Raw genomic sequence first — 20229 nt, 5'->3', positions numbered from 1 at the left:
CGAATGAAGAAAGCAATGATCGCCGCCGCGCTCCTGCTCCCCCTCCCGACCGCGGCGATGGCGTCGGACATCCGCGTGGCGCCCGTCGCCATCGATCCGTTGCCGGGCGCGCGCACGACGTCGCTGACGCTCAGCAACGCCGAGCAGCGGCCCGTCCGCGTCCAGGTCCGCGTGATGAAATGGACGTCGAAGGACGGGGTCGACGTGCTGGCACCGACCGACGAGGTCGTCGCCAGCCCGCCCTTCTCCACGCTCGCGCCGCAGCAGCAATATCTGATCCGCGTCGTCCGCACGGCCAAGGCGGCGCCGGTGGGTGAGGAATCCTATCGCGTCCTGATCGACGAGGTGCCCGATCCTGCCGATGCGCGACCGGGCACGGTAAACCTGGTCGTGCGCCAGTCGATCCCGGCGTTCTTCTCCGACGTGCCGCGCCGCACCCCCGACGTCGCCTGGCGGATCGACCGATCGAACGGCGGCGCGGCGCTGGTCGGGCGCAACAAGGGCAATCGCCGCCTGCGCATCGCCGATCTTCAGCTGATCGCCGGCGGCCAGCAGCTGCTCTCGCGCGCGGGTCTGGTCGGTTATGTCCTTGCGGGATCGGAACTGCGCATCCCGCTGGATGCCGGTACCACCGTTCCGAGCGGATCGGACCTGCGGATGCGGGCGGTGTCGGACGGCGGCCCGATCGAGGTCTCCCTTGCGACGCAGCCGCGCGCGTGACCTCGCATGGCCGCTCCTCGCCACGCTGTTCTGCGTCCAAGTGGCGCAAGCGCAGGACGGCGGCAGCTTTCGCATAGGGGTCGATGTGGATCCCGAGCGCCAGCTTCAGGCGCTCCAGCTGGAGGTTTATCTGAACGAGCATCCGACCGGCTTCGTCGCGTCGTTCACGCGTCGCCCGGACGGCCAGTTCAGCTCGCCCGCCACCGAGCTCCGCACGCTCGGCGTCCAGTTGCCGGACGATGCGGATGCCGGCGACGTGCCGCTCGAGCGCATTCCGGGGCTTCGCTACCGCTATGACGAGGCCAAGCAGATCATGTGGCTGGTCGCCGGCCCGACGCTCCAGCGCCCGACGCTGATCGACGGTCGCCAGGTAGTCCGCGGTGAAGCAGCCCCTGCCCGGCCACCGCTCGGCGCGGTGCTCGACTACACCTTGTTCGCCAGCGCCGACAACAGCGCGGTCGGGCCGCGCTTCACCGGCGCATCGGGCGCGTTCGGCGTCCGGGTGTTCGGCCCGTTCGGCTTGTTCGAGAACAGCGCCATCGGCCTTTTGTCGGACGGGATGCGCTTCACCCGCCTGTCGAGCACCTACAGCTATGAGGATCCCGGGCGGCTGATCACGCTGCGGGCGGGCGACACGATCAATGGCGGCCATGCATGGACGCGGCCGATCCGCATGGCCGGGCTTCAGGTCCAGCGCACCTTCGGGTTGCGCCCCGACCTCGTCACCATGCCGGTCCCGCGCCTCCTGGGCAGTGCGGCGGCGCCCTCGACCCTCGACCTGTTCATCGACCGGGTGCGCGCGCTCAGCGCCGACGTGCCGGCCGGTCCCTATGCGGTGATGCACCCGCCTGTCGTTCAGGGCGCGGGCGTCGCCACGGTCGTCGTGCGCGACGCGCTGGGCCGCGAAACCGTGTCGAGCGCCCCCTTCTATGCCTCGCCCCAATTGCTCGCAAAGGGGCTGACCGACTTCAGCGCCGAGATCGGCTTCGCGCGCCGCAGCTATGCCATCCTGTCGAACGACTATGACCGGCGCCTCCTCCTCTCGGCCTCGGCGCGGCGCGGCATCTCTGACGGTCTGACGCTGCAGGGCCATGTCGAAGCGGGCGCAGGGTTGCTCCAGCTCGGCGCCGGCAGCGTCTTCACGCTTCGCAATCAGGCGCTCGTGTCGGTGGCCGGCGCGGTCAGCCGGGCGGGCGGCGCCACCGGCGCGCTCGTCGACCTGGGGTTTGAGGTGCGGCGGCCCGGCATCGCGATCCTGGTGCGGTCGATGCGGACGATCGGCGACTATGCCGACCTTGCGTCGCGCACCGCATCGTTCGGACCGATCCTGACCGGCGATCGGCGCATCTTCGGCGCGCCGCGTGAGGTCGATCAGTTCTCGCTGTCGCTGCCGATCGCGCGGACCTCGGCCTCGGTCGGCGTCAGCCTCGTCAACTCGAAGACCGCCTCGGGCGACCGCTATCGCCTCGCCAGCCTGTCCTCGACCGTCAGCGTCGGCCGGCTGTCGCTGTTCGCCAACGCGGTCGCAGATCTGGGAAGCGATCGCAACCTTGCCCTGTTCGTCGGTGCCAGCCTGCCGCTGGGCGAGCGGTCGTCGGCGACGACCGGCGCGACCGTCTCCGACCGCCGCGTCTCCGGCTATGCAGAGCTGTCGCGCCAGGGCGCGCACGAGCCGGGCTCCTGGGGTTGGTCGGTGCGCGTCGCCGACGGGCGGGAGCGTGCCGGCCATGCGATCGTCCGCCACACGACCGACTTCGCCTTGTTCGAGGCGACCGGCCTCTATGCCGGCGGCAACGTCTCCGGCACCCTGCAGGCGGAAGGCGCGGTCGCGCTGGTGGGCGGCGGCGTTCATGCCGCCCGGCGGCTCGACCAGTCGTTCGCCGTCGCTGACGCCGGCGCGCCCGGCGTGCGCGTGTTTCGTGAAAACCGGCTGGTGGGCACGACCGGTGCGTCCGGAAAGCTGCTCGTTCCCGACATCGCCCCGTTCGAGCCGAGCGCGATCACCATCGACCCCTCCTCCCTTCCCGTCGACACCCAGATCACCACCACCCATGCGGAGGCGGTCGCCTTCACGCGGGTGCCGGCGGTCGTCAGTTTCGGCGTGGCGCGCAGCGCCGATACGGCGCTCGTCCAGTTCGTCGACGAAGCCGGCCGTCCGCTGCCGCTCGGGTCGCGGATCACCCGCGCCGACCAGGCCAACGACGTCGTCGGCTATGACGGGGCCGCCTTCCTCGCCGCACTCGGCCCCCGCAACGAGGTCGTCATCGCTGATCCCGATGGCAGGCAGTGCCGCGCCGCCTTCGCCTTTGCCGCGCGCGCGGGCGAGCAGGTCAGCATTCGCGCTGTCTGCACCCCGATCTCGGCGGCGGTGCGATGAAACGGCTGTTGGTCGCGCTTCTGCTGTTCTGCGGCGTCCTGGCCATCCCTTCGCCCGCCAGCGCCCAGACCTGTTCGGCCACCATCTCGACGATCGATTTCGGCAGCCCGTCGCTGATCTCGGGCGGCCCGCTCGATGTAACCGGCACGGTCACCGTCACCTGCACGAGCATTCCGCTGCTGAGCGTCGTGAAGGTCTGCCCGGGGATCGGCGCGGGAAGCGGCGGCACCGATGGGTCGGGGCGGCTGATGGCGGGGCCTTCCGGGTCGCTGCGCTACCAGCTTTATCAGGATACCGCACGATCCGTGGCCTGGGGCTCGCTCGACAATCCGGTGCTCGGGACGGTGCCGGCGATCATCGTGTCGGGTTCCCTGAACGGCGCCGGTTCGGCCACGCGCATCCTCTATGCCCGCCTGTTCGGCGGTCAGACGAGCGCGGTCCCCGGAAGCTATCAGTCGAACTTCGCCGGCAACGCGACCAACTTCAGCTATGGCGCGCAGCTGCTGGGGGCGAGCAACAGCTGTACCGGCTTTGCGGGCGCCGCCTCGATCCGCCCGACCTTCAGCGTGCTGGCTGCGCCGCCAAAGGGCTGCACGATCGCCGCCACGCCGCTCACCTTTCCGACCGCCGGCGTGCTTTCGCGTGCGGTGACGGCGCAAAGCCAGCTGTCGGTCGCGTGCACCAATCAGACCGCCTATGCCCTTCAGCTCGATGCCGGCCGCAACGCCGACGCCGCCGGTGGCCGGCGCATGCGCGGCCCCTCGGGCGGCTTCATCAGCTATGGCCTGTTCAGGGACGCGGCCCTCGCCTCTGCCTGGAGCGCGGGCGCGCAGCAGTCCGGTATGGGGCTCGGCACCACCCAGCAGATGACGATCTATGGTCGGGTGCCCGTCCAGACGACGCCCTCGCCCGGCCTCTACAGCGACACGGTGGTGGCGACGGTCACCTATTAGGATGACGCCTTGGCGGGCATCGCCGCGTCGATCATGTCACATTGCATTCGGCGAGTCCGCCCAGGCCTGCTAGAGGCCCGTTCGGAGCGGGGCATTTCGCCGCTCGAAGACAATGGATGGATAATGGCTCGATTTACGCCCCCCGATTTCAACGACCGTGTGGCGGCGGCAAAGGCGGCGAAGGAAAAGGCGCTCGAGAAGCTGCGCAACAAGCCGCCGATCGACCCCGCGATCGTGGCCGAGCGCCAGGCCGCGCAGGCCGCGCGCGATGCCGCCGCGGCGGAAAAGCGTGCCGCACGCGCTGCCGCAATGGAAGCGGCTGCAGCCGAGAAGGAAGCGCGCAAGCTCGCCAAGGCCGCCAGCGCCGCGGCCGCGAGCAAGCGCACCCAGAAGACGGAAGCGGAACTGAAGGCCGAGCGTGACGCCCGCTATGCGGCACGCAAGGCACGGAAGCGCTGACGCCCGTCCTCCGGCGATTCGGCGCTGGGACGACGCCTTTCTCTTCTCTCCGGCGTCGCCCATCGCCGTCAGCTTTCAGGATCACCATGACCCAATCCAACCTCGCCGATCGTCGGCGAGATCCTTCGCCTGCCCCTTCGGTTTGCACGCTCGATCGCCGCGTTGGCCAATCATGCTGACCGCCGATCTGGCGCCGATCACGCCCGGCGCAGAGCCGGTGACGGGCGCGCAACACGATGGCGAGTGCATCGACACCGCGGCAGTGCCCGGCGGCGGCACGCTGCGCCTGATGCGCTTCGGGTCGTCCTTCTCGATCCAGCTCGGCGAGGACGAGTTGATGGGCAGCGATGCCTGTCAGTCCGAGGAGGCGCTGGCGGATCTGGCGATCGAGCGAATGGGCGAGCAGCACGATCGCATCCTGATCGGCGGGCTCGGCATGGGGTTCACGCTGAAGGCGGCGCTCGCCGCACTGCCGGCCAGCTCGAGCGTCGTCGTGGCGGAGCTCGTGCCCCAGGTGGTGCGCTGGGCCCGCGCCGAGCTTGCGCATCTGTACGGCGCGGCGCTCGACGACCCCCGCCTGACGCTCGACATTCGCGACGTCCATGACGTGATCGCCGAGGCGGACGGCCAGTTCGACGCGATCCTGCTCGATGTGGACAATGGCCCCGATGGCTTCATCCGGCCGGCGAACGACAGGCTCTATTGCAATTGGGGTCTGAGGGACGCCCGGCGCGCGCTGCGGCCGGGCGGCATCCTCGCGGTCTGGTCCGCCTATCCCGACGATGCCTTCCGCGATCGCCTCGAAGCGGCCGGGTTCGGCGTCGAGGAGGTGGAGCTGGCGGACGAACTGGGTGCGGACCGGGCGCCCTATACGATCTGGCTGGCGACACGGCCGCTGACGGCAGAATAGCCCCTCCGCGATGAGAGATTGGTGCCGTCAGTGCGGCGCCAGCCCCATTTCGACCCCGATCTTGTCGTGCAGCGCGAAGCGGTCGACGATGTCGGCGCTGGCGCGGTTGTAGCCCACGACCTCGACGACGGCGCCGCCCTGGCGGAGGCGCGCGACGATCTTGTCGAGGGCACCGACGCCCGAAATGTCCCAAAAGTGCGCTGCCGACACGTCGATCCGCACCCGGCCCGCGTCCTCGGCCGCGAAAGCGCGGGTAAAGCGATCGACCGAGGCGAAGAAGATCTCGCCCGACACGGCATAGGTCACAAGCCCGTCGGCTTCCCGACGCTCGACCGCGAACATGCGCTGGACCTTGCCCGCGAAGAAGATGCCGGAAAGCAGCACCCCCGCCGCGACGCCCAGCGACAGGTCGCGCGTCGCCACGACGACGACCACCGTCGTCAGCATGACGATCGACGAAGTCGGGGGATGCCGGCGCAGATTGGGGATCGAGTGCCAGCTGAAGGTGCCGATCGACACCATCACCATCACCGCGACGAGCGCCGGCATCGGCACGCGCCCGACGAACGGCCCCAAGGCGGCGAGCAGGACGAGCAGGAACGCCCCCGCGACGAAGGTCGACAGCCGCCCGCGTCCGCCAGAGGTCACGTTGATGACCGACTGGCCGATCATCGCGCAGCCGCCCATGCCGCCGATCAGCGCGGCGACGATGTTGGCCCCGCCCTGACCCGCGCATTCGACGCGCTTGTCGCTGTCGGTATCGGTCATGTCGTCGACGATCTGGGCGGTGAGGAGCGATTCGAGGATCCCCACCGCCGCCATTGTCACCGAATAGGGCAGGATGATCCGCAGCGTATCGAGGGTCAGCGGCACGATCGGCAGCGCGAAGCTGGGCAAACCATTGGGCAACCGACCCATGTCGCCGACGGTGTTGACGGGCAGCCCGAGCCCGATGCTGACCACGCTGAGCAGCAGGATCGCGACCAGCGGCGACGGCACCGCCCGGGTCAGGCGAGGCAGCAGGTAGATGATGGCAAGTCCCGCCGCGACCATCGCATAGGTGTGCCACGTGACGCCGATCAGCTGCGGCAGCTGTGCCATGAAGATCAGGATCGCGAGCGCGTTGACGAAGCCGGTGATGACCGACCGCGAGACGAACTGCATGACGAGATCGAGGCGCGCCAGCCCCGCGGCGATCTGGATCAGCCCCATCAGGATCGTGGCGGCGAAGAGATACTGGGCGCCGTGGACGCGCACCAGCGGCCCGACCAGGACGGCGACGGCGGCGGTCGCCGCGGAGATCATGCCCGGCCGTCCACCGATCAGCGAGATGACGATGGCGATCGCGACCGAGGCATAGAGGCCGACGCGCGGATCGACGCCGGCGATGATCGAGAAGCCGATGGCTTCGGGGATGAGGGCAAGCGCGACGACGATGCCGGCCAGCACGTCGCGGCGGGCGGCGGCGCCGGTGGTGAACCACTGGCGGCGATAGGCAACAGGATCGAGGGTCATCTGGATTCCACAACAGGACACGGCGCGCAGCCTTGGCGCGCTTCGAAGATTTCGGTGCGTGTTGTTGTCCGGCGGATCGGCGGCCGGAATAGCCACCCGGGATTGCACCGGGTCCTTGCGAATGCTTGGCCCTTAGTCGGTCGAGGCCCTGCTACGCAAGACGCCGGGCGGCGATCAGACCAGCAGCTTGAAGCCGACGACGGCAAGCGTCGCGGCGAGCACGGTGCGCAACACGCCTTCGGGCACGCGGTGCGCCGCCAGACTGCCGATGACGATACCGGGCACCGAGCCGATCAACAGCGATCCGAGCAGGCCGAGATCTACCGATCCTATTGCCCAATGCCCCGCGCCGGCGATCAGCGTGAGGGGAACCGCATGCGCGATGTCCGATCCGACGAGCCGGTTGATCGGCAGCTCCGGATAGAGAACGAGCAGCACCGTCATCCCGAGCGCGCCCGCCCCCACCGAGGAGAGCGATACGAGCACGCCGAGAAAGCCGCCGAGGATGATCGTCGCGATCGCGACCTTCCGCGATGATCGTGTGGGCCGCGATCGGGCAAACGCGGCGACGATCCTGGCGCGAAAGAAGATCGCGATGGCGGTCGCGATGAGCGCGAGACCGAGCGTGACGGTGATCGCCTTTGCCGTCCCGCCCATATTGACGTCGAGGCGGCTGAGCACGAGCAACGTCAGGATCGTCGCCGGGACGCTTCCGGCCGCCAGGCGCCGGACCACTCGCCAGTCGATCGTCCCGCCCGCGCCATGGACCACCGTCCCGACCGACTTGGTCACGGAGGCATAGAGCAGGTCGGTTCCGACCGCGGTCGCCGGATGGAAGTTGAAGGCGAGAACGAGCAGCGGCGTCATCAACGATCCGCCGCCAACCCCCGTCATCCCCACGAGGACACCGACCAACAGGCCGGCCAGGGAGTAGAGCAGATCGATGTGCATCACCGCGCTTGTACCGACGAGCAGGCGGCAACCGCCAGATGCCAAACGTCCTGACGATCGCTCCGCCGCTTCGCCATCGCCGGCGCGCGATGGAGCATGGCCAGCGAGGCCCAAGCGATGTTCATGCGACACGTCCCTCTTGAACGGGTTCGGGCGCCTGTCCCTACAATGCCCGCGTGCGATGACGCTGTCGCAAATGCTTTCGCCCGATCAAGCCCAGCTCTCCGCCGGCGCGGCGCTCAGGCCATCACGATCGCTTCGTGGCGCTCGGCGCGCAACCTGAAGACATGCACGTCGGACGAGCAATAAGAGTAGCGGATGCGCGCCGCTACGGGCGGGGTTTTCGCTGATGCTTCACGGGTGCTTGACCAACCTGCTCCACGGCTTCTTGCGCGAAATGAAGTAGCGGCAGGCGTCGCTCAGCGTCCCGGAAGCTCCGGCAGCGTGATCTGTCCCTTGGCGTCGCGGATGTCGTGCAGGATTGCCGGCTCAGAAATTTCGCCGCTTCGGACGTCATAGCGGAGGCTGACGGCCATGTCCGTCCGGCATGGCCCCTTACCTTGCTCATGCTCGCTGCACGCCAGCACATAGGTGCGCAACACGTCGAGCCGCTGCGGATCGAGCCGTGTTCCGTGGAAGTAGGGCAGTTTGGGGACGTGCCCTGGGCTTCGCCGCGCCGCGAGCGCAGCGCGTGCCGCGTCGGCAAGGCGGTCCCGTCGGTCCGGGGTGGAGAGGAACCACGCATAAAGGCGCAACTGACTGGCCGAAAGCGACGCTGCGTCAGGGGCGACGCTGATCATGTAGCTCGGTTCGTCGTTGCGCGCGCCGTCCAGCTGACGCTCGAACGTGAGCGGTGCGCTTTTTGCGGGCGCGCCGTTCGGCAGCAGGATACGGAATGCGAGGTGATCGTCCCTCGCATCGGCCGGCATGGCCGCGCGATAGGCCGCGATGCACGGCGTCATGCGATCGAGCCCCGGCTGTGGGTCAGCAGGGTCGAGGTCGAGTTCGACCACTGTGCGGAACGCTGGCGTGATCTCGGTCTCTTGCACGCCCAGCATCCTGACGCCGCAGGCCGGCAGGGTGGCGTTGAGTGCCTTCATCTTGACGCCAGCCGCGACCCCAGCGGCATAGGCGCGGCGCAGTCGTTCTTCGCAGCGCGTGCCGACGCGGCATTGCGCGGGGTCGGGATCGACGTCGAAGCGGATGCGCGTCAATGGGTCGCCTTTGATGCCCATCGTGACCGCATATTGGCCCTTCTTCAACTGGCTATCGAGCAGTTCGAGTTGACCGGGATACACCGCCTCGGCCAGCGCCACCGCGGCATCGATCGATCCCTGGCGGTCTCCGCAGCCCGACAGAAACAGCCCCGGCAACATCGCACCCAGCCATCCGGCCCGCTTCATTCTTCGGGACCGCCGCAGGGTCCGACGATCCGGTCAACGCGCAACACCGGCCGGTCGTCCACGCCCCCGATCAATCGCGCATCGATCGCAAGGCACGCACGGGTTTCCCATGCCCGAACAACCGCGGCCTGCACCTCTGGTCTTCCGACCATTGGCGGCGGCGGTGTCTTGCCGTCGCGATCGGCGTACAACAGCTCCTTTTGCGGGCTCCCATCCCGGTCGGGCAGGAACACACCGCGCGACGGGCAAGGCAATTTGACGCAGCGGATCCCGGTATCGCCGACATGCATCCGCATCGCGGCCGAGTCCTCCGCGGTGGCGACAAGCGGCCCCGTGTGCGTCACCTGCGCTGCCAACACGGCCAGCGCGATGCCGGCGAGCTTGAAGACCATTGCGGCTCCTCATCTATAAACTCACACGCCAAGTCGGCCTTGCCACCACCGCTTCACCCGTGGACGGTACGGCGCGCCTTCGTCGCTTGCCAGCCAGTGCTCGAGCGCCCCGTCGAACCGCTTGTCGATCAGGTTGCCGCCAAGCCGCCACGGCGGCTCGTAAGAGAACTCCAGCGTATATCGCCCGTCGCGTGATACCCGCAGCCGCGCGCTGCTCCACCTGCCGTTCGAAGACGTGTCCATCGCGTCGGCCAACTGGCGGAACAGCCGCTTTGCTTCCTGCGGCAATCGAAACGCCACTTTCTCGACCGCCTGGCCGGGCAGTCGTGCAAAGGCGAAGGTGATGCTGCTCGATCGGTCCTCCTTCGCGGCCAGCTCGATATCGACGAGCAGATGCAGCCAGTCGCGCTCGCCCCACTCGCCGTCGGTCACGTCGGTGACGCCGCCCACAACCGCGCGAACGATTGCCGCTTCCATTTCGGCCCTCTCGCTCGGCGTCAGCGGCGCACTATCGCTCGACAAAGCCTTTCTCCGTCAGATCGTGCGCGCGCATGTCGTTGCCGCTCATCCGCTTCATGTCGCGCTAGACCGAAGCGTCCGCAACGGGCAGATAGCGATGGTTCCGACCAGATTACGCCTACTTACATTTCCCTTCGGCTTTAAGCTTTGCGCGGTAGCGACGCCCATGCTCTGCCCGCCATGCATCAGCACGTTGTCGACCGCTTGAGCGGAGAACCCTCGCATACTGCGCCTCCATCGTTCGCCGTTCAGGACCAGGCCCGGAATCGGCCAAGCATCGGCTCGATACCGAATTTGAACGGACTCTTCTGCTGGCGATGTCGCCGGAATGTTTGTTGGCCATCACGCCGGTTGCAGTGTGCCCCATCGGCGTGGTGTCCACTGGAGCATATTGTGCACTTGCCGGTGTGACATGAAGCAGCATCAAACCAGCGATCAGGCACGCAATTCCGCGCAGCATGTCATCCTCCAATCAGCCCCGCATGCAGCTAACCGTAGCGTCACGCACTGATCCAGCGTCGCTCGACAGGTCGCGCGGCGATTACGTCGTGCAGAGCCGGCCGGCAGCTCGCACGGCCATCAAATCCTTGAATGTCTTCTGGCAATGATCGTCCGCGATTGGGTGAGAGCGGAATGGCCGATACCGGGTGTCGCGCCACTCGGTCGTGACGTCTGCTATGGGCAGGAAAGCAAACATCGTCGGCGCGGCTGAGAAGCCAGTGACCACGCTCACCTACCAGATCTACCAATCGATCCGTCGCCAGTCCCAAGCCGATCGTTGCTGAGTAATCCATGCGGCAAGAGCGTTCAACGCTTCCGATCTGAGGCGGCAAGTCCGCAGCTGTCCGATCTTCGCCGTCTCGACTGCATTAAGGATAATAGCTCTTCCAATTGGCTTGAAGATACGGGAGCGATAGTCTGGTAGATGTTACGCGGCTTCCGCGGCAGCCTTGAGGGGGCCGCTTTCGTCTGCGCGCCGTAGCCTCGCGATGCCGTCATTCGGATAGAAGAGGCGAAACGCTTATGGGGTGTGGGGGAACGCGGCTCGCCTCTTCGTCCACTCGGCCTAACGGTTGCTGGCAACTTGGCCAGGTCAACACGGCCGAGAAAAGGGAGAGAAACCCAGCAGCTGTGCAAACGGAGATTGTATGTTTTCGGGCGCCCGTGACCGTCCCCAATTTCAGTACCTTTGCGCTTCACGGGCGATGCGCTGTCGAAAGTGACGGAGGGCATAGGCACAATGGCAGGATCAAAGAACTAATCGCGCGACTTCGAACCAGAACCCCGACAGGGTTACAGCGATGGCGGCGTAGACGAACCCATTAGCGAGCCGAGTTGGCTGCCTTCGGGATAGAGGCTCGGTTATCGCCGAATGCATGCCGTGACCCTCTTGGTGTTCGCGCGCCTAGTTGCTCCACTGATAGTTGCGCCATCGTTACGATGTAAGTCGAAGCCGGCGTCGCGATGGAATAGTCCGTCAGCGTACCGATCGCAGGATAGGCATGTGTCAATTTTGAACACTGCTAAAGGGCTTTCGAAGCGCCAGCTCCCAGCGGAGCTTCCCGCCCCCAGGTCATTGATCTGGGGGCGCGTCAGCTTCGTTGATGAGGATGGCAAGGCAGAGCTCTATATTAATCCAGCGACGCGTCCCCGCGGCGTCGCCGACCTCGGCGTGCTTTTGAACCTCCGCCGCAGCATAGGCCACAGCGGAACTACCGTGTTGGTGCTTGAGCTTAGAGGCCTCAACCCAGCCCTCTTGGTCGGTGGCGATCATCAGACAACCCCAACTTGGCGAAACGCATCCCGTACCGCCGAAGATGCACCTGAAAGATAGCGGTTTATCCGTTGAGCGGCGAGCGAGCCGGGACCGTGTGCTTCGGCCAACCCCATCGCCCAGTCAGGAAACAACCGGTGATCGTCGTCCTCGGAGTGCAAGAGCAGCACATCCTTATGACGTTTGTCCCTCGCGATGCGTTCAAAGGTGCCGGCTAAAATGCCCGGAGCTGCCTCCAGCAGCTGAACGAAGTGTCGCCCTCCCAAGCGAGAAAGCCAGACACACCATCGAGGGAGTTGTTGTGACGCGATTGGGAGAGGATCAGGTCAAAATCCTGCTGGATAAGAGCGTCGCTAGCGGAGCTTTGGTAAACGATCCGGTGGATTAGAGCGTGCATTCGAACGGAATGCGTCTTCAGACCCGCCCGTTCCAACCGCGCGATACTTGGTACGCCAGCTATCATAGCAGCTGGGGCTGAGCGGGGCGCCGCGCCCCGCGCTTACCATTTCAAGGGAATAGCGGTGAAATCTAGCGATGCTCGCATGCGGGCCGAGCGGGGAAATCGGCACCGGGAGATTGAACCGCTTGCGACTAAACTAACAAATGTTAGTTGAGCAGCCATGATGCCAGCCGAAGAACAAATCCTCCGCCTCATGACAGAGAGCGGCATGGATCGAATGCAGGCGATCAACCATCTGCGTGCTCAGAAGGTTCTGCAGGTGCCGCCTGCTCCGGGTCGGTAAAGCTCGATAGCGGCTTTGCTACGATCTGCAGGACACGGCCCGCCGAAAGTAAAGCGTGAAGCTTGTTCGGTACGTATCCGTACCAATCTAGATCAATAACGAGACTTCAAAGTGATGTGAAGATCATCGCGATCGGTGTTGATGCTGGGAAGCATGGAGATGGATCTTCGTTCAGATGTGCTACGCATAGCTGAGCAGCTTCGTGATGTTGCCAAGCGACTTGACGTAGAACCCGAAGCAGAGCCCGTAGTCAGTGCAGGCGCCGCGGATGCCGCTACCTGCGTCCAGTTGGCTCGCGCCGCCCTTCTAATCAGACGCCGGCGACATTCCCTCTTTCCCGATCCGGACCTATTTGGCGATCCCGCATGGGACATGCTGCTTGACCTTCTCGTTCGCGAAAGCGAGGGGCGCGTGACCTATATGTCCACGGCAACTATCGGCTCCGGATCGTCGTCAAGCACCGGGCTAAGATACTTGGCTAAGCTGCAAGAAAATGGCCTGATCACGATCGAAGACGACTTTGCCGATCGTCGCCGCCGAAGGGTTGAATTGACGCGCGACGGAACGGATTTGCTGCAGATTACGCTGTCAGCGTGTCTGGGCGCCGTTGGAGCACCAGCCGGGAGCGATCAAGCGAAGAGATCCTGAGTTGTGAGCAGCACGCTGCTGCGGGCAGGAACCACCAACACAAACGCTGACCCTGCTGATCGCGGTAGCTGGCTACTAGTTATCGCAACGCCCGCGTCAGCGAGCGCTCAGATCAGAATGTCCGGTTGTGGGCGTAAGCAGCCCGTCCGCTTTCCGGCGTCCCGCGCGGCGCGGCGCTGCGTCTGCTCTGGGCAGGAAAGCGGACGTTCACTGGCTAAGCAGGTATCAGCGGGGCAGAAGCTTATTTAGGCCGGCAGCTATAACCAAGCGCCAATCGGACACCATGAGCGCCAAGGCGCTTTTCATTTGGTTTTCACTCAGGCCCTTAAATTGTGGATCGGATAACAGGGCCTGTTCGGCTTGAACATAGTACGAATGGCAATTAGTGACGGCCTTAGCTATCGAGACTTCATGAGGATCGTTTGATGCATCCGCATGCTGTCTGGAAAATCTTGCCGTACATGCTTGCCATTCTTTCTGAGCGGAAAGAAATGGACTTTCAACATGCTGACTTGTCGGGGTAAGAAATAAAAGAAACCCGAACATCTCTGGTTATCCCTCACCCACAGCGCATACCGACACGCGTGATTTTGAACCGCATATTAGCTTAGGCACCGGCAAAACCGAAGTCCGCTATTGGGCGAAAGCGGAAGGACAGCTTTCAGATCCTTCGCGATCGCGCTTGGCGTCCGTAGCGACACCGGTCGCGAGATGCGCGTATCTACTCTGCAACTCCCCGCCTGATGCTGCATGAATTTACGCGGCTGGCTTGATCGGGAGTTTGGTCAGGCGCGACGGTCCAAGCACGCGACCCGGCGCAATCATCGCGATGAGTTTTCCTGGTCATCTTCGACCTTTCCATGCTGCGAAGCGCGGTCGGTTTCCGCGTTGGCGACACCCGCCAGGATCAATTGCAGGACCCTCGCCGCGTGACGCATGTCGTCTTCGCTGATGTCCTTGAACACTGACGCACGGATTTCCGCGAGCGCCGGTTGCACCCTGTCCACGACCGCGAGGCCGGCCGGCGTGATTTCGATGTAGCGTGAGCGTTTGTCGTGAGGATTTGGCGTGCGGCGGATAAGGCCATCGGCTTCGAGTGAATTGAGCGTGCGGATCAGTGGCGGCCACTGGATCGCCAGTCGGTTCGACAGCAGCGATGTCGTCACCGGCGGGGTTGCAACGCTGAGGACGAACAGCGTCTGCCACCGTGGCCGCGTTTCGCCCGTGGCCGCCAACATACGGTTTTCGACATGCGCACCCCACCGGCGCGACGACAGTGACAAGATGCGGGTGAGCGAAAACTCGATCTCGTCGCGCGAGCGTTCCGGAAAGTACTCGCGGTATCGCGGCGTCTCGTTGCCGAACGAACCTGCGTGATCGTCGCTGTCCGAAATCATTCAATCCCCAAGACTTCAATGCCGGCGCCGCGGGCTGGTTCATCCTACGCGCTGCGACGGCGTGCTCCAAACCGCGCGTGTTGACAGCATATGTACCCTGATACATAAATCCTGACGAGGCCTCGCGAGAAGGCCCAAGGAGAGGAAGTTTGCGATGCGACCGAGCAGTCACCTGATGCGACGCGGTGTGAGCGGGGCAGCGATAGCCTGCGCGATGATGGCGACCTTTGCCGACACCGCCATGGCGCAAGATGCGCCCGACGCTGCCACGACCGCGGTCCAGTCGACCACCGCTCAGACCCCCGCCGACACGACGGCCGATGCGGATCAGGCGGAACCGACCGGCGGCGTCACGGAAGACATCGTGGTCACCGGTACGCGGCTCGGCTCGGGCTTTACGGCGCCGACGCCGGTGACGTCGATCGGCTCGGAGCGTCTCGAAGCGCTCGGCATCAACAATGTCGGCGAGGCGCTGACCCAATTGCCGAGCTTCCGCGCCTCCACCGGCCCCGCTGCGCAGGCCAATCTCGGCGGCAACATCGGCGCGCGCCTCCTCGACCTTCGCGGCCTCGACCCGCAGCGCACGCTGGTGCTGGTGGACGGCAAACGCTTCGTGCCCAGCACCGTGCAGGGGTCGGTCGATACCAACCTCATTCCTTCCTCGCTGGTCCGCTCGGCCGATGTCGTCACCGGCGGCGCTTCGGCGGCCTATGGGTCGGATGCGGTCGCCGGCGTGGTCAACTTCATCCTCGATCGCAAGAAAACCGGATTGGATGTCGACCTTTCCGCCGGCATTTCCGAGCGCGGCGACGACGCCAACCGGTTCGCGAGCGTGGCCGGCGGGTTCGCAATTGGCGAGCGGATCAACGTGGTCGGTGCGGTCGAGTATGAAGCGCTCGAAGGGCTCGGCAACTGCACCACGCGCAGCTGGTGCAACAGCCAGACGCTGATCCTTGGCAACACGGCGCCGGGTGCGGGCGGCCTGCCCGCGAACCTGATCATCGGCGGCGTCAACACCTCGACGATGACGCCCGGCGGGCTCATCAACCGCTCCTACAACGCGGCCGGTCAGGTGATCGGCACCACCGCCACCGATCCGCTGCGCGGGACCAAGTTCCTGGCTGACGGCACGCCGGGCCGGTTCCAGTACGGCACGCTGGTCGGCCCGCTGTTCATGCTGGGCGGCGAAGGGCAAGGGCGTAACGGCTTCATCTCCGCCCTGCGCCTCAAGGTGCCGGTGGAGCGCGTGTCGAGCTATGCGGCGGTGACCGCGCAGGTGACCGACGACGTGACGCTGACCGCCGATGGCTCCTACGGCCGGGTCAAGGGCACGGTCGACGGCGCGATCTTCCGTGACTTTAACGGCACGCTGCTGGGCCGGATCAGGCGCGACAATCCGTTCATCCCGGCCGAAGTCGCCAACGCGATGGATGCGAACGGCGTGGCATCGTTCATCCTGGGCAAGGCGGCGTTCGACCTAGGGCCGGGTCAGGCGACATCGACCACCGAAACCTATCGCGGCGTCCTGGGCATGGAAGCCAAGCTCAGCCCCGAATGGACGGTCAACGCTTATTATCAATATGGCCGCACCAACTTCACCCAGCGTGCCACCAATCTCGTCAATCAGGCGAACATCCTGAAGGCGGTCGACGCGGTGCGCTCGAACGGCCAGATCGTGTGCCGGGTGAACGCCGACGCGATCACCACCAACGACGATCCCGCGTGCGTACCGTTCAACCCTTTCGGTGAAGGCCGGTACAGCGCGGCCGCGGTCGGCTATATCACCGGCAACGGCCTCCAGCGGACCGTCAGCGAACAGCATGTCGCCGGTGTCGATCTGCGCGGCGATCTTTTCGAATTGCCCGCCGGTGCGGTGAAAGTCGCGGTCGGTGCCGAGTATCGCCGCGATTCGGTCGACGGTACCGCCGACGACGTGTCGGCGCGTAACGGCTTCTATTCGCTAAACGGCTCAGCGCTCTCTGGCGCGGTGACTGTCAAGGAAGCGTTCGGCGAAATCGCCGTTCCGATCTTGCGGGACTCGCCGATCGGTCATTCGCTCGACCTGAACGGCGCGGTTCGCCGGACCGACTACAGCACCAGCGGCGCGGTCACGACATGGAAGGGCGGCGCGGTCTATGAGCCGATCGACGGTATCCGGCTGCGCGGCACGCGCTCGCGCGATATCCGCGCGCCCAACATCTTCGAGCTGTTCGGACCGCAGACGCTGCGCTCGATCGGCCTGTCCGATCCGCAGAACAACGGCCTTCAGACCAATCCGTTCGTGCTGACCGGATCCAACCCCGATCTTCAGGCGGAAAAGGCGGACAGCCTGACTGTCGGCGTGGTGCTGACGCCCCGCGCAGGCTTTCTGCGGCGCCTGAAGCTTTCGGTCGACTATTACGACATCCAGGTGAAGGGCGCGATCGGCGCGCTGGGCGCGCAGACGCTGGTCAATCGGTGCGCGGAGGGCGCGACCGATTTCTGCAGCCAGATCACGCGCGATGCCAGCAACCAGATCACCCAGGTGCGAGACGTCATCCTCAATTCGAATGCGCTGAAGACCAGCGGCTTCGACATCGAGATGCAGTATCGCCAGCCGATCGGCGCGCTGGGCGAACTGAGCGCGCAGGTCATCGCCAACATCACCCGCGAACTCACCACCGTCGATCAGCTGGGCGCAGTGGATCGAGCAGGCCAGACCGGGGTTCGCACGGGTACGATCCCCGGCGTGCCCGACTATGTGCTGGACGGCGTGCTGACCTGGTCGACCGACGGGTTCCAGCTGACCGGTCACGGTCGCTACATCCCGTCGGGCATCTACTGGACCAACTTCATCGGTCCCGATCAGGAAGGCTATGCGCCGACCTTGCCCAACAGCGTCGACAATAATCGCGTGCCCGGCCGCTTCTATCTCGACCTGACCGCGCGCTACAATGTCGAGGCAGGCGCCGGACGCACGTTCCAGCTGTTCGCGACCGTCAACAACCTGCTCGATCGCGATCCGCCGGCGATCCCCGGCCCGTCGGGCGGCACCAATCAGATCCTGTTCGATCCCGTCGGCCGCGCCTTCAAGTTCGGTGCCCGCTTCCACTTCGGATCATAGGGATCGGGAACGGCGCAGGACGAGCGATGATGAGCGCTTCGGGATCGACACCCCCCGTCACCATCGAGGTGACCGACGTGATCGAGCGTCAGCGGATCAATGCGTTCGTCATCCGGCTCGTCGCGATCTCATGGACCGTGACCTTCCTCGACGGGTTCGACATGCTCGTCATCTCGTTCGTCGCGCCCTATCTGCGCGACGGGTTCGGGGCGACCGCCATCTCGCTCGGCGAGCTGTTCGCGACCGGTGTTTTCGGGGCGATGCTGGGCGGGATCGCGTTCGGCTGGCTCGGCGATCGCTATGGCCGCCGACCGATCATCATCGCGGCGGTCGCGGCCTTCGGCGCCACCGGCATCGCGATGGCGATGGCACCGGATATGCGCGCGCTGATGGCGCTGCGCTTCGCCAACGGTATCGCGCTGGGCGGCCTGATGCCGCTCGCCTGGGCGCTGAACATCGAATATGTCCCGCGCCGGTTCCGCGCCACTGTCGTGACGATCATCATGATGGGCTACACGCTGGGCGGCGTGGTCGCCGGGCCCGTGACCGTGTGGCTGGCGCCGCTCTATGGCTGGCAGTCGGTCTTCCTGGTGGCAGGCGTCGCGACGCTGGCGCTGGTACCTGTGCTATTCGCGTTGCTGCCCGAATCAGCGCGCTGGCTGGCGGTCAGGGGCAAGGCACCCGAAAGGATCGTCGCGGCGCTCAACGCGCTGTCACCCGGCCTCGACGCACGACCGCAGGATCGCTTCGTCGTCACGGACGAAGCCGGTGGCTCCAGCGAGCGCAAATTCCATCTCGGCGAGCTTTTCGCGGGCGATCTGCGCTGGATCACCTCGCTGCTGTGGCTGGCCTATATCGGCAGCTCGATGGCGGTCTATTTCAAGTCGAACTGGGGCCCGATCATCTTCGAGGACGTCGGCTTCACACGGACGCAGGCGGCGATGATCATGTCGGTCAGTTCGATCGGCGGCTCGCTGTCGGGCCTGTTGCTGATGCGCTTTACCGACCGGCTCGGACCGATCGCGATCGCCGTCTATCCGCTGATTGCCGCGCCTCTCCTCCTCCTGATGGGGCTGGCGCCGGTCGGTCTGGGCGGGTTGGCGGCATTGTCGCTGCTCAGCATGGCGGTGATCGGCGGCACCCATGTCGGCATGCATTCGATCGCGGGCATTTTTTACGCCAGTTCGATCCGCGCCAACGGCGCCGGCTGGGCGACCTCGATCGCCAAGATCGGGTCGATCTTCGCCCCCTTGCTCGGCGGCTACCTCCTGGCGACCAACGTGCCGCCGCGGCTGTTGTTCGTCCTCTTGGCGGCGACGCCGCTGATGACCGCGATCGCGCTCGTCCTCCTGGCGCGGGTCGGCCGAGCACGGACGCCGCCGCTTTCCGTTTCAACCGACGAAATTCCCCTGGTTGCCGGGGCTGCGAACCCAATCAAGGAACAGCGATCATGACCATCACCGCCACGCCGATCACGCCGCGCTTCGGCGCCGAACTGACCGGCATCGACTTCAGCCAGCCGCTCAGTGACGCCACCGTCGCCGAGATCCGCGCCGCCATGGACGTCTGGGGCGTCTGCGTCATCCGCAACACCGGCTTCGACAATGTCGGGCATGTCGAATTCAGCCGGCATCTCGGCCATCTGGAAAAGGCGCCCGCGGTCAAGAACCGCCCGCGCCGCCATCCGCATACGCCGGAGATCTTCGACGCCAGCAACCTGACGCCCGAGGGCGAAATCCTGGTCGATGAGAATATGGTGCTGCACAAGAAGGGCGATCGGCTCTGGCACACCGATTCCTCGTTCATGGCCATGCGCTCGGCCTATTCGCTTCTCCTGTGCTACGAAGCGCCGAAGGAGGGCGGGCTGACCTATTTCGCGGACATGCGCTCGGCCTACGAAGACTTGCCGGCCGACATCCGCGAGAAGATCGGCACCCTGACCGCCGAGCATTCGCTCTGGTATTCCCGCCTGCTCGCCGGCTTCCCCGTGACGGAGGAAGAGATCGACGCCCGGCCCAAGGCGCTTCAGCCGATGATCATGCCGCAGGAAGCGACCGGCCGTACCGCCATCTATATCGGCAGCCATGCGATGGACGTCGTCGGCATGCCCAAGGAAGAGGGGCGCGCGCTCATCAAATATCTGATCGAGTTCGCCACCCAGCCGCAATATACTTTCGGCGTTTCCTACGAGCCCGGCGACCTCGTCATCTGGGACAATCTGGCGACCATGCACCGCGGCGGCGACTTCGACATCTATAACGAGCGCCGCGACATGCGGCGCACCACGGTGCGCGAGGGCGATGCGCCGGAGCAGGCCGACGATCCGTTCACGGCCTATTTCGCCTCGTCGACGCCATCGAACTGA

General features: G+C 65.6%; 18 protein-coding genes, 1 pseudogene and 1 other annotated feature. Of the genes and pseudogenes, 9 read left to right on the top strand and 10 right to left on the bottom strand.

The annotated features are described in order from the left end of the window. Positions 1–3 precede the first annotated feature (3 nt). The 5 genes from RS883_RS03405 to RS883_RS03385 all read left to right on the top strand — a co-directional run bounded on the left by RS883_RS03405 (position 4) and on the right by RS883_RS03385 (position 5419). Positions 4–720 (top strand): molecular chaperone, encoded by a 717-nt coding sequence (locus tag RS883_RS03405; RefSeq protein WP_315762684.1) that lies wholly within the window; start codon positions 4–6, stop codon positions 718–720. Beyond that, positions 698–3097, top strand: coding sequence for a fimbria/pilus outer membrane usher protein (locus RS883_RS03400; protein ID WP_315762682.1), 2400 nt, complete (start codon positions 698–700; stop codon positions 3095–3097). The genes RS883_RS03405 and RS883_RS03400 overlap by 23 nt, the downstream gene beginning before the upstream one ends. Continuing rightward, a complete protein-coding gene (locus RS883_RS03395) occupies positions 3094–4050 on the top strand; it encodes a spore coat U domain-containing protein (RefSeq protein ID WP_315762680.1) in 957 nt (318 codons plus the stop codon). Before RS883_RS03400 ends, RS883_RS03395 begins: the two co-directional genes overlap by 4 nt. Before the next feature lie 9 nt (positions 4051–4059). Then, the gene (locus tag RS883_RS03390) at positions 4060–4509 is read left to right on the top strand and encodes a DUF6481 family protein (RefSeq protein WP_315762678.1); all 450 of its coding nucleotides are present in this window, start codon (positions 4060–4062) and stop codon (positions 4507–4509) included. Positions 4510–4681: 172 nt separating this feature from the next. After that, positions 4682–5419 carry a spermidine synthase gene (locus tag RS883_RS03385; protein ID WP_315762676.1) on the top strand — a complete coding sequence of 246 codons (738 nt, stop codon included), beginning with the start codon at positions 4682–4684 and terminating at the stop codon, positions 5417–5419. A 27-nt stretch (positions 5420–5446) separates the two neighbouring features. On the opposite strand, the gene RS883_RS03380 is transcribed toward RS883_RS03385, so the two are convergent. From RS883_RS03380 to RS883_RS17125, 8 genes and pseudogenes are all read right to left on the bottom strand, one after another. Continuing rightward, positions 5447–6934: a SulP family inorganic anion transporter gene (locus tag RS883_RS03380; RefSeq protein WP_315762674.1), complete on the bottom strand. Its 1488-nt coding sequence runs from the start codon at positions 6932–6934 to the stop codon at positions 5447–5449. A gap of 62 nt (positions 6935–6996) precedes the next feature. After that, positions 6997–7052 (bottom strand) — a sequence feature (sul1 is cis-regulatory element that is thought to sense ions involved in sulfur or methionine metabolism; They are found in Alphaproteobacteria). A 56-nt stretch (positions 7053–7108) separates the two neighbouring features. Next, a complete protein-coding gene (locus RS883_RS03375) occupies positions 7109–7885 on the bottom strand; it encodes a sulfite exporter TauE/SafE family protein (protein ID WP_315762672.1) in 777 nt (258 codons plus the stop codon). After that, positions 7885–8010, bottom strand: coding sequence for a hypothetical protein (locus RS883_RS03370; RefSeq protein ID WP_315762670.1), 126 nt, complete (start codon positions 8008–8010; stop codon positions 7885–7887). Before RS883_RS03370 ends, RS883_RS03375 begins: the two co-directional genes overlap by 1 nt. 294 nt (positions 8011–8304) lie before the next feature. Next, the gene (locus RS883_RS03365) at positions 8305–9288 is read right to left on the bottom strand and encodes a hypothetical protein (protein ID WP_315762668.1); all 984 of its coding nucleotides are present in this window, start codon (positions 9286–9288) and stop codon (positions 8305–8307) included. Next, complete coding sequence (locus RS883_RS03360) at positions 9285–9680, bottom strand: hypothetical protein (protein ID WP_315762666.1); 396 nt, start codon at positions 9678–9680, stop codon at positions 9285–9287. Before RS883_RS03360 ends, RS883_RS03365 begins: the two co-directional genes overlap by 4 nt. A 21-nt stretch (positions 9681–9701) precedes the next feature. Next, the gene (locus RS883_RS03355; RefSeq protein ID WP_315762664.1) at positions 9702–10202 is read right to left on the bottom strand and encodes a hypothetical protein; all 501 of its coding nucleotides are present in this window, start codon (positions 10200–10202) and stop codon (positions 9702–9704) included. Positions 10203–11772: 1570 nt separating this feature from the next. Next, positions 11773–11973 (bottom strand): hypothetical protein, encoded by a 201-nt coding sequence (locus RS883_RS03350; protein WP_315762662.1) that lies wholly within the window; start codon positions 11971–11973, stop codon positions 11773–11775. Further along, positions 11973–12370: pseudogene (locus RS883_RS17125) on the bottom strand (BLUF domain-containing protein). The gene RS883_RS03350 and the pseudogene RS883_RS17125 overlap by 1 nt, the downstream one beginning before the upstream one ends. A 718-nt stretch (positions 12371–13088) precedes the next feature. Between RS883_RS17125 and RS883_RS03345 the strand changes: the two are divergent. Next, a complete protein-coding gene (locus tag RS883_RS03345) occupies positions 13089–13364 on the top strand; it encodes a hypothetical protein (protein ID WP_315762660.1) in 276 nt (91 codons plus the stop codon). A gap of 225 nt (positions 13365–13589) precedes the next feature. Here the strand turns inward: RS883_RS03345 and RS883_RS03340 are convergent, their stop codons facing one another. Both RS883_RS03340 and RS883_RS03335 read right to left on the bottom strand, forming a co-directional pair. Continuing rightward, complete coding sequence (locus RS883_RS03340) at positions 13590–13910, bottom strand: hypothetical protein (RefSeq protein ID WP_315762658.1); 321 nt, start codon at positions 13908–13910, stop codon at positions 13590–13592. Positions 13911–14185: 275 nt separating this feature from the next. After that, on the bottom strand, positions 14186–14761 hold the full coding sequence (locus RS883_RS03335) for a MarR family winged helix-turn-helix transcriptional regulator (RefSeq protein ID WP_315762656.1): 576 nt from the start codon (positions 14759–14761) through the stop codon (positions 14186–14188). A gap of 175 nt (positions 14762–14936) precedes the next feature. On the opposite strand from RS883_RS03335, the gene RS883_RS03330 reads away from it, so the two are divergent. The 3 genes from RS883_RS03330 to RS883_RS03320 are packed head-to-tail and all read left to right on the top strand — an operon-like array spanning position 14937 to position 20229. Continuing rightward, on the top strand, positions 14937–17864 hold the full coding sequence (locus RS883_RS03330; protein ID WP_315762654.1) for a TonB-dependent receptor domain-containing protein: 2928 nt from the start codon (positions 14937–14939) through the stop codon (positions 17862–17864). A gap of 29 nt (positions 17865–17893) precedes the next feature. Next, positions 17894–19318, top strand: a complete 1425-nt coding sequence (locus RS883_RS03325; RefSeq protein ID WP_315762652.1) for an MFS transporter — start codon at positions 17894–17896, stop codon at positions 19316–19318. Beyond that, positions 19315–20229 (top strand): TauD/TfdA family dioxygenase, encoded by a 915-nt coding sequence (locus RS883_RS03320; protein ID WP_315762650.1) that lies wholly within the window; start codon positions 19315–19317, stop codon positions 20227–20229. Before RS883_RS03325 ends, RS883_RS03320 begins: the two co-directional genes overlap by 4 nt.

The sequence above is a fragment of the Sphingomonas sp. Y38-1Y genome (genome assembly GCF_032391395.1).
GTDB lineage: Bacteria > Pseudomonadota > Alphaproteobacteria > Sphingomonadales > Sphingomonadaceae > Sphingomonas.
This window is presented reverse-complemented; position numbering and strand designations above follow the sequence as displayed.

Bases quoted from the DNA above. Each gene is read 5' to 3' on its own strand.
- RS883_RS03405 (WP_315762684.1), top strand. From the start codon at position 4: ATGAAGAAAGCAATGATCGCCGCCGCGCTCCTGCTCCCCCTCCCGACC.
- RS883_RS03395 (WP_315762680.1), top strand. From the start codon at position 3,094: ATGAAACGGCTGTTGGTCGCGCTTCTGCTGTTCTGCGGCGTCCTGGCC.
- RS883_RS03385 (WP_315762676.1), top strand. From the start codon at position 4,682: ATGCTGACCGCCGATCTGGCGCCGATCACGCCCGGCGCAGAGCCGGTG.
- RS883_RS03380 (WP_315762674.1), bottom strand. From the start codon at position 6,934: ATGACCCTCGATCCTGTTGCCTATCGCCGCCAGTGGTTCACCACCGGC.
- RS883_RS03375 (WP_315762672.1), bottom strand. From the start codon at position 7,885: ATGCACATCGATCTGCTCTACTCCCTGGCCGGCCTGTTGGTCGGTGTC.
- RS883_RS03370 (WP_315762670.1), bottom strand. From the start codon at position 8,010: ATGAACATCGCTTGGGCCTCGCTGGCCATGCTCCATCGCGCGCCGGCG.
- RS883_RS03365 (WP_315762668.1), bottom strand. From the start codon at position 9,288: ATGAAGCGGGCCGGATGGCTGGGTGCGATGTTGCCGGGGCTGTTTCTG.
- RS883_RS03360 (WP_315762666.1), bottom strand. From the start codon at position 9,680: ATGGTCTTCAAGCTCGCCGGCATCGCGCTGGCCGTGTTGGCAGCGCAG.
- RS883_RS03350 (WP_315762662.1), bottom strand. From the start codon at position 11,973: ATGATCGCCACCGACCAAGAGGGCTGGGTTGAGGCCTCTAAGCTCAAG.
- RS883_RS03345 (WP_315762660.1), top strand. From the start codon at position 13,089: ATGCTGCTTGACCTTCTCGTTCGCGAAAGCGAGGGGCGCGTGACCTAT.
- RS883_RS03340 (WP_315762658.1), bottom strand. From the start codon at position 13,910: ATGTTCGGGTTTCTTTTATTTCTTACCCCGACAAGTCAGCATGTTGAA.
- RS883_RS03335 (WP_315762656.1), bottom strand. From the start codon at position 14,761: ATGATTTCGGACAGCGACGATCACGCAGGTTCGTTCGGCAACGAGACG.
- RS883_RS03330 (WP_315762654.1), top strand. From the start codon at position 14,937: ATGCGACGCGGTGTGAGCGGGGCAGCGATAGCCTGCGCGATGATGGCG.
- RS883_RS03325 (WP_315762652.1), top strand. From the start codon at position 17,894: ATGAGCGCTTCGGGATCGACACCCCCCGTCACCATCGAGGTGACCGAC.
- RS883_RS03320 (WP_315762650.1), top strand. From the start codon at position 19,315: ATGACCATCACCGCCACGCCGATCACGCCGCGCTTCGGCGCCGAACTG.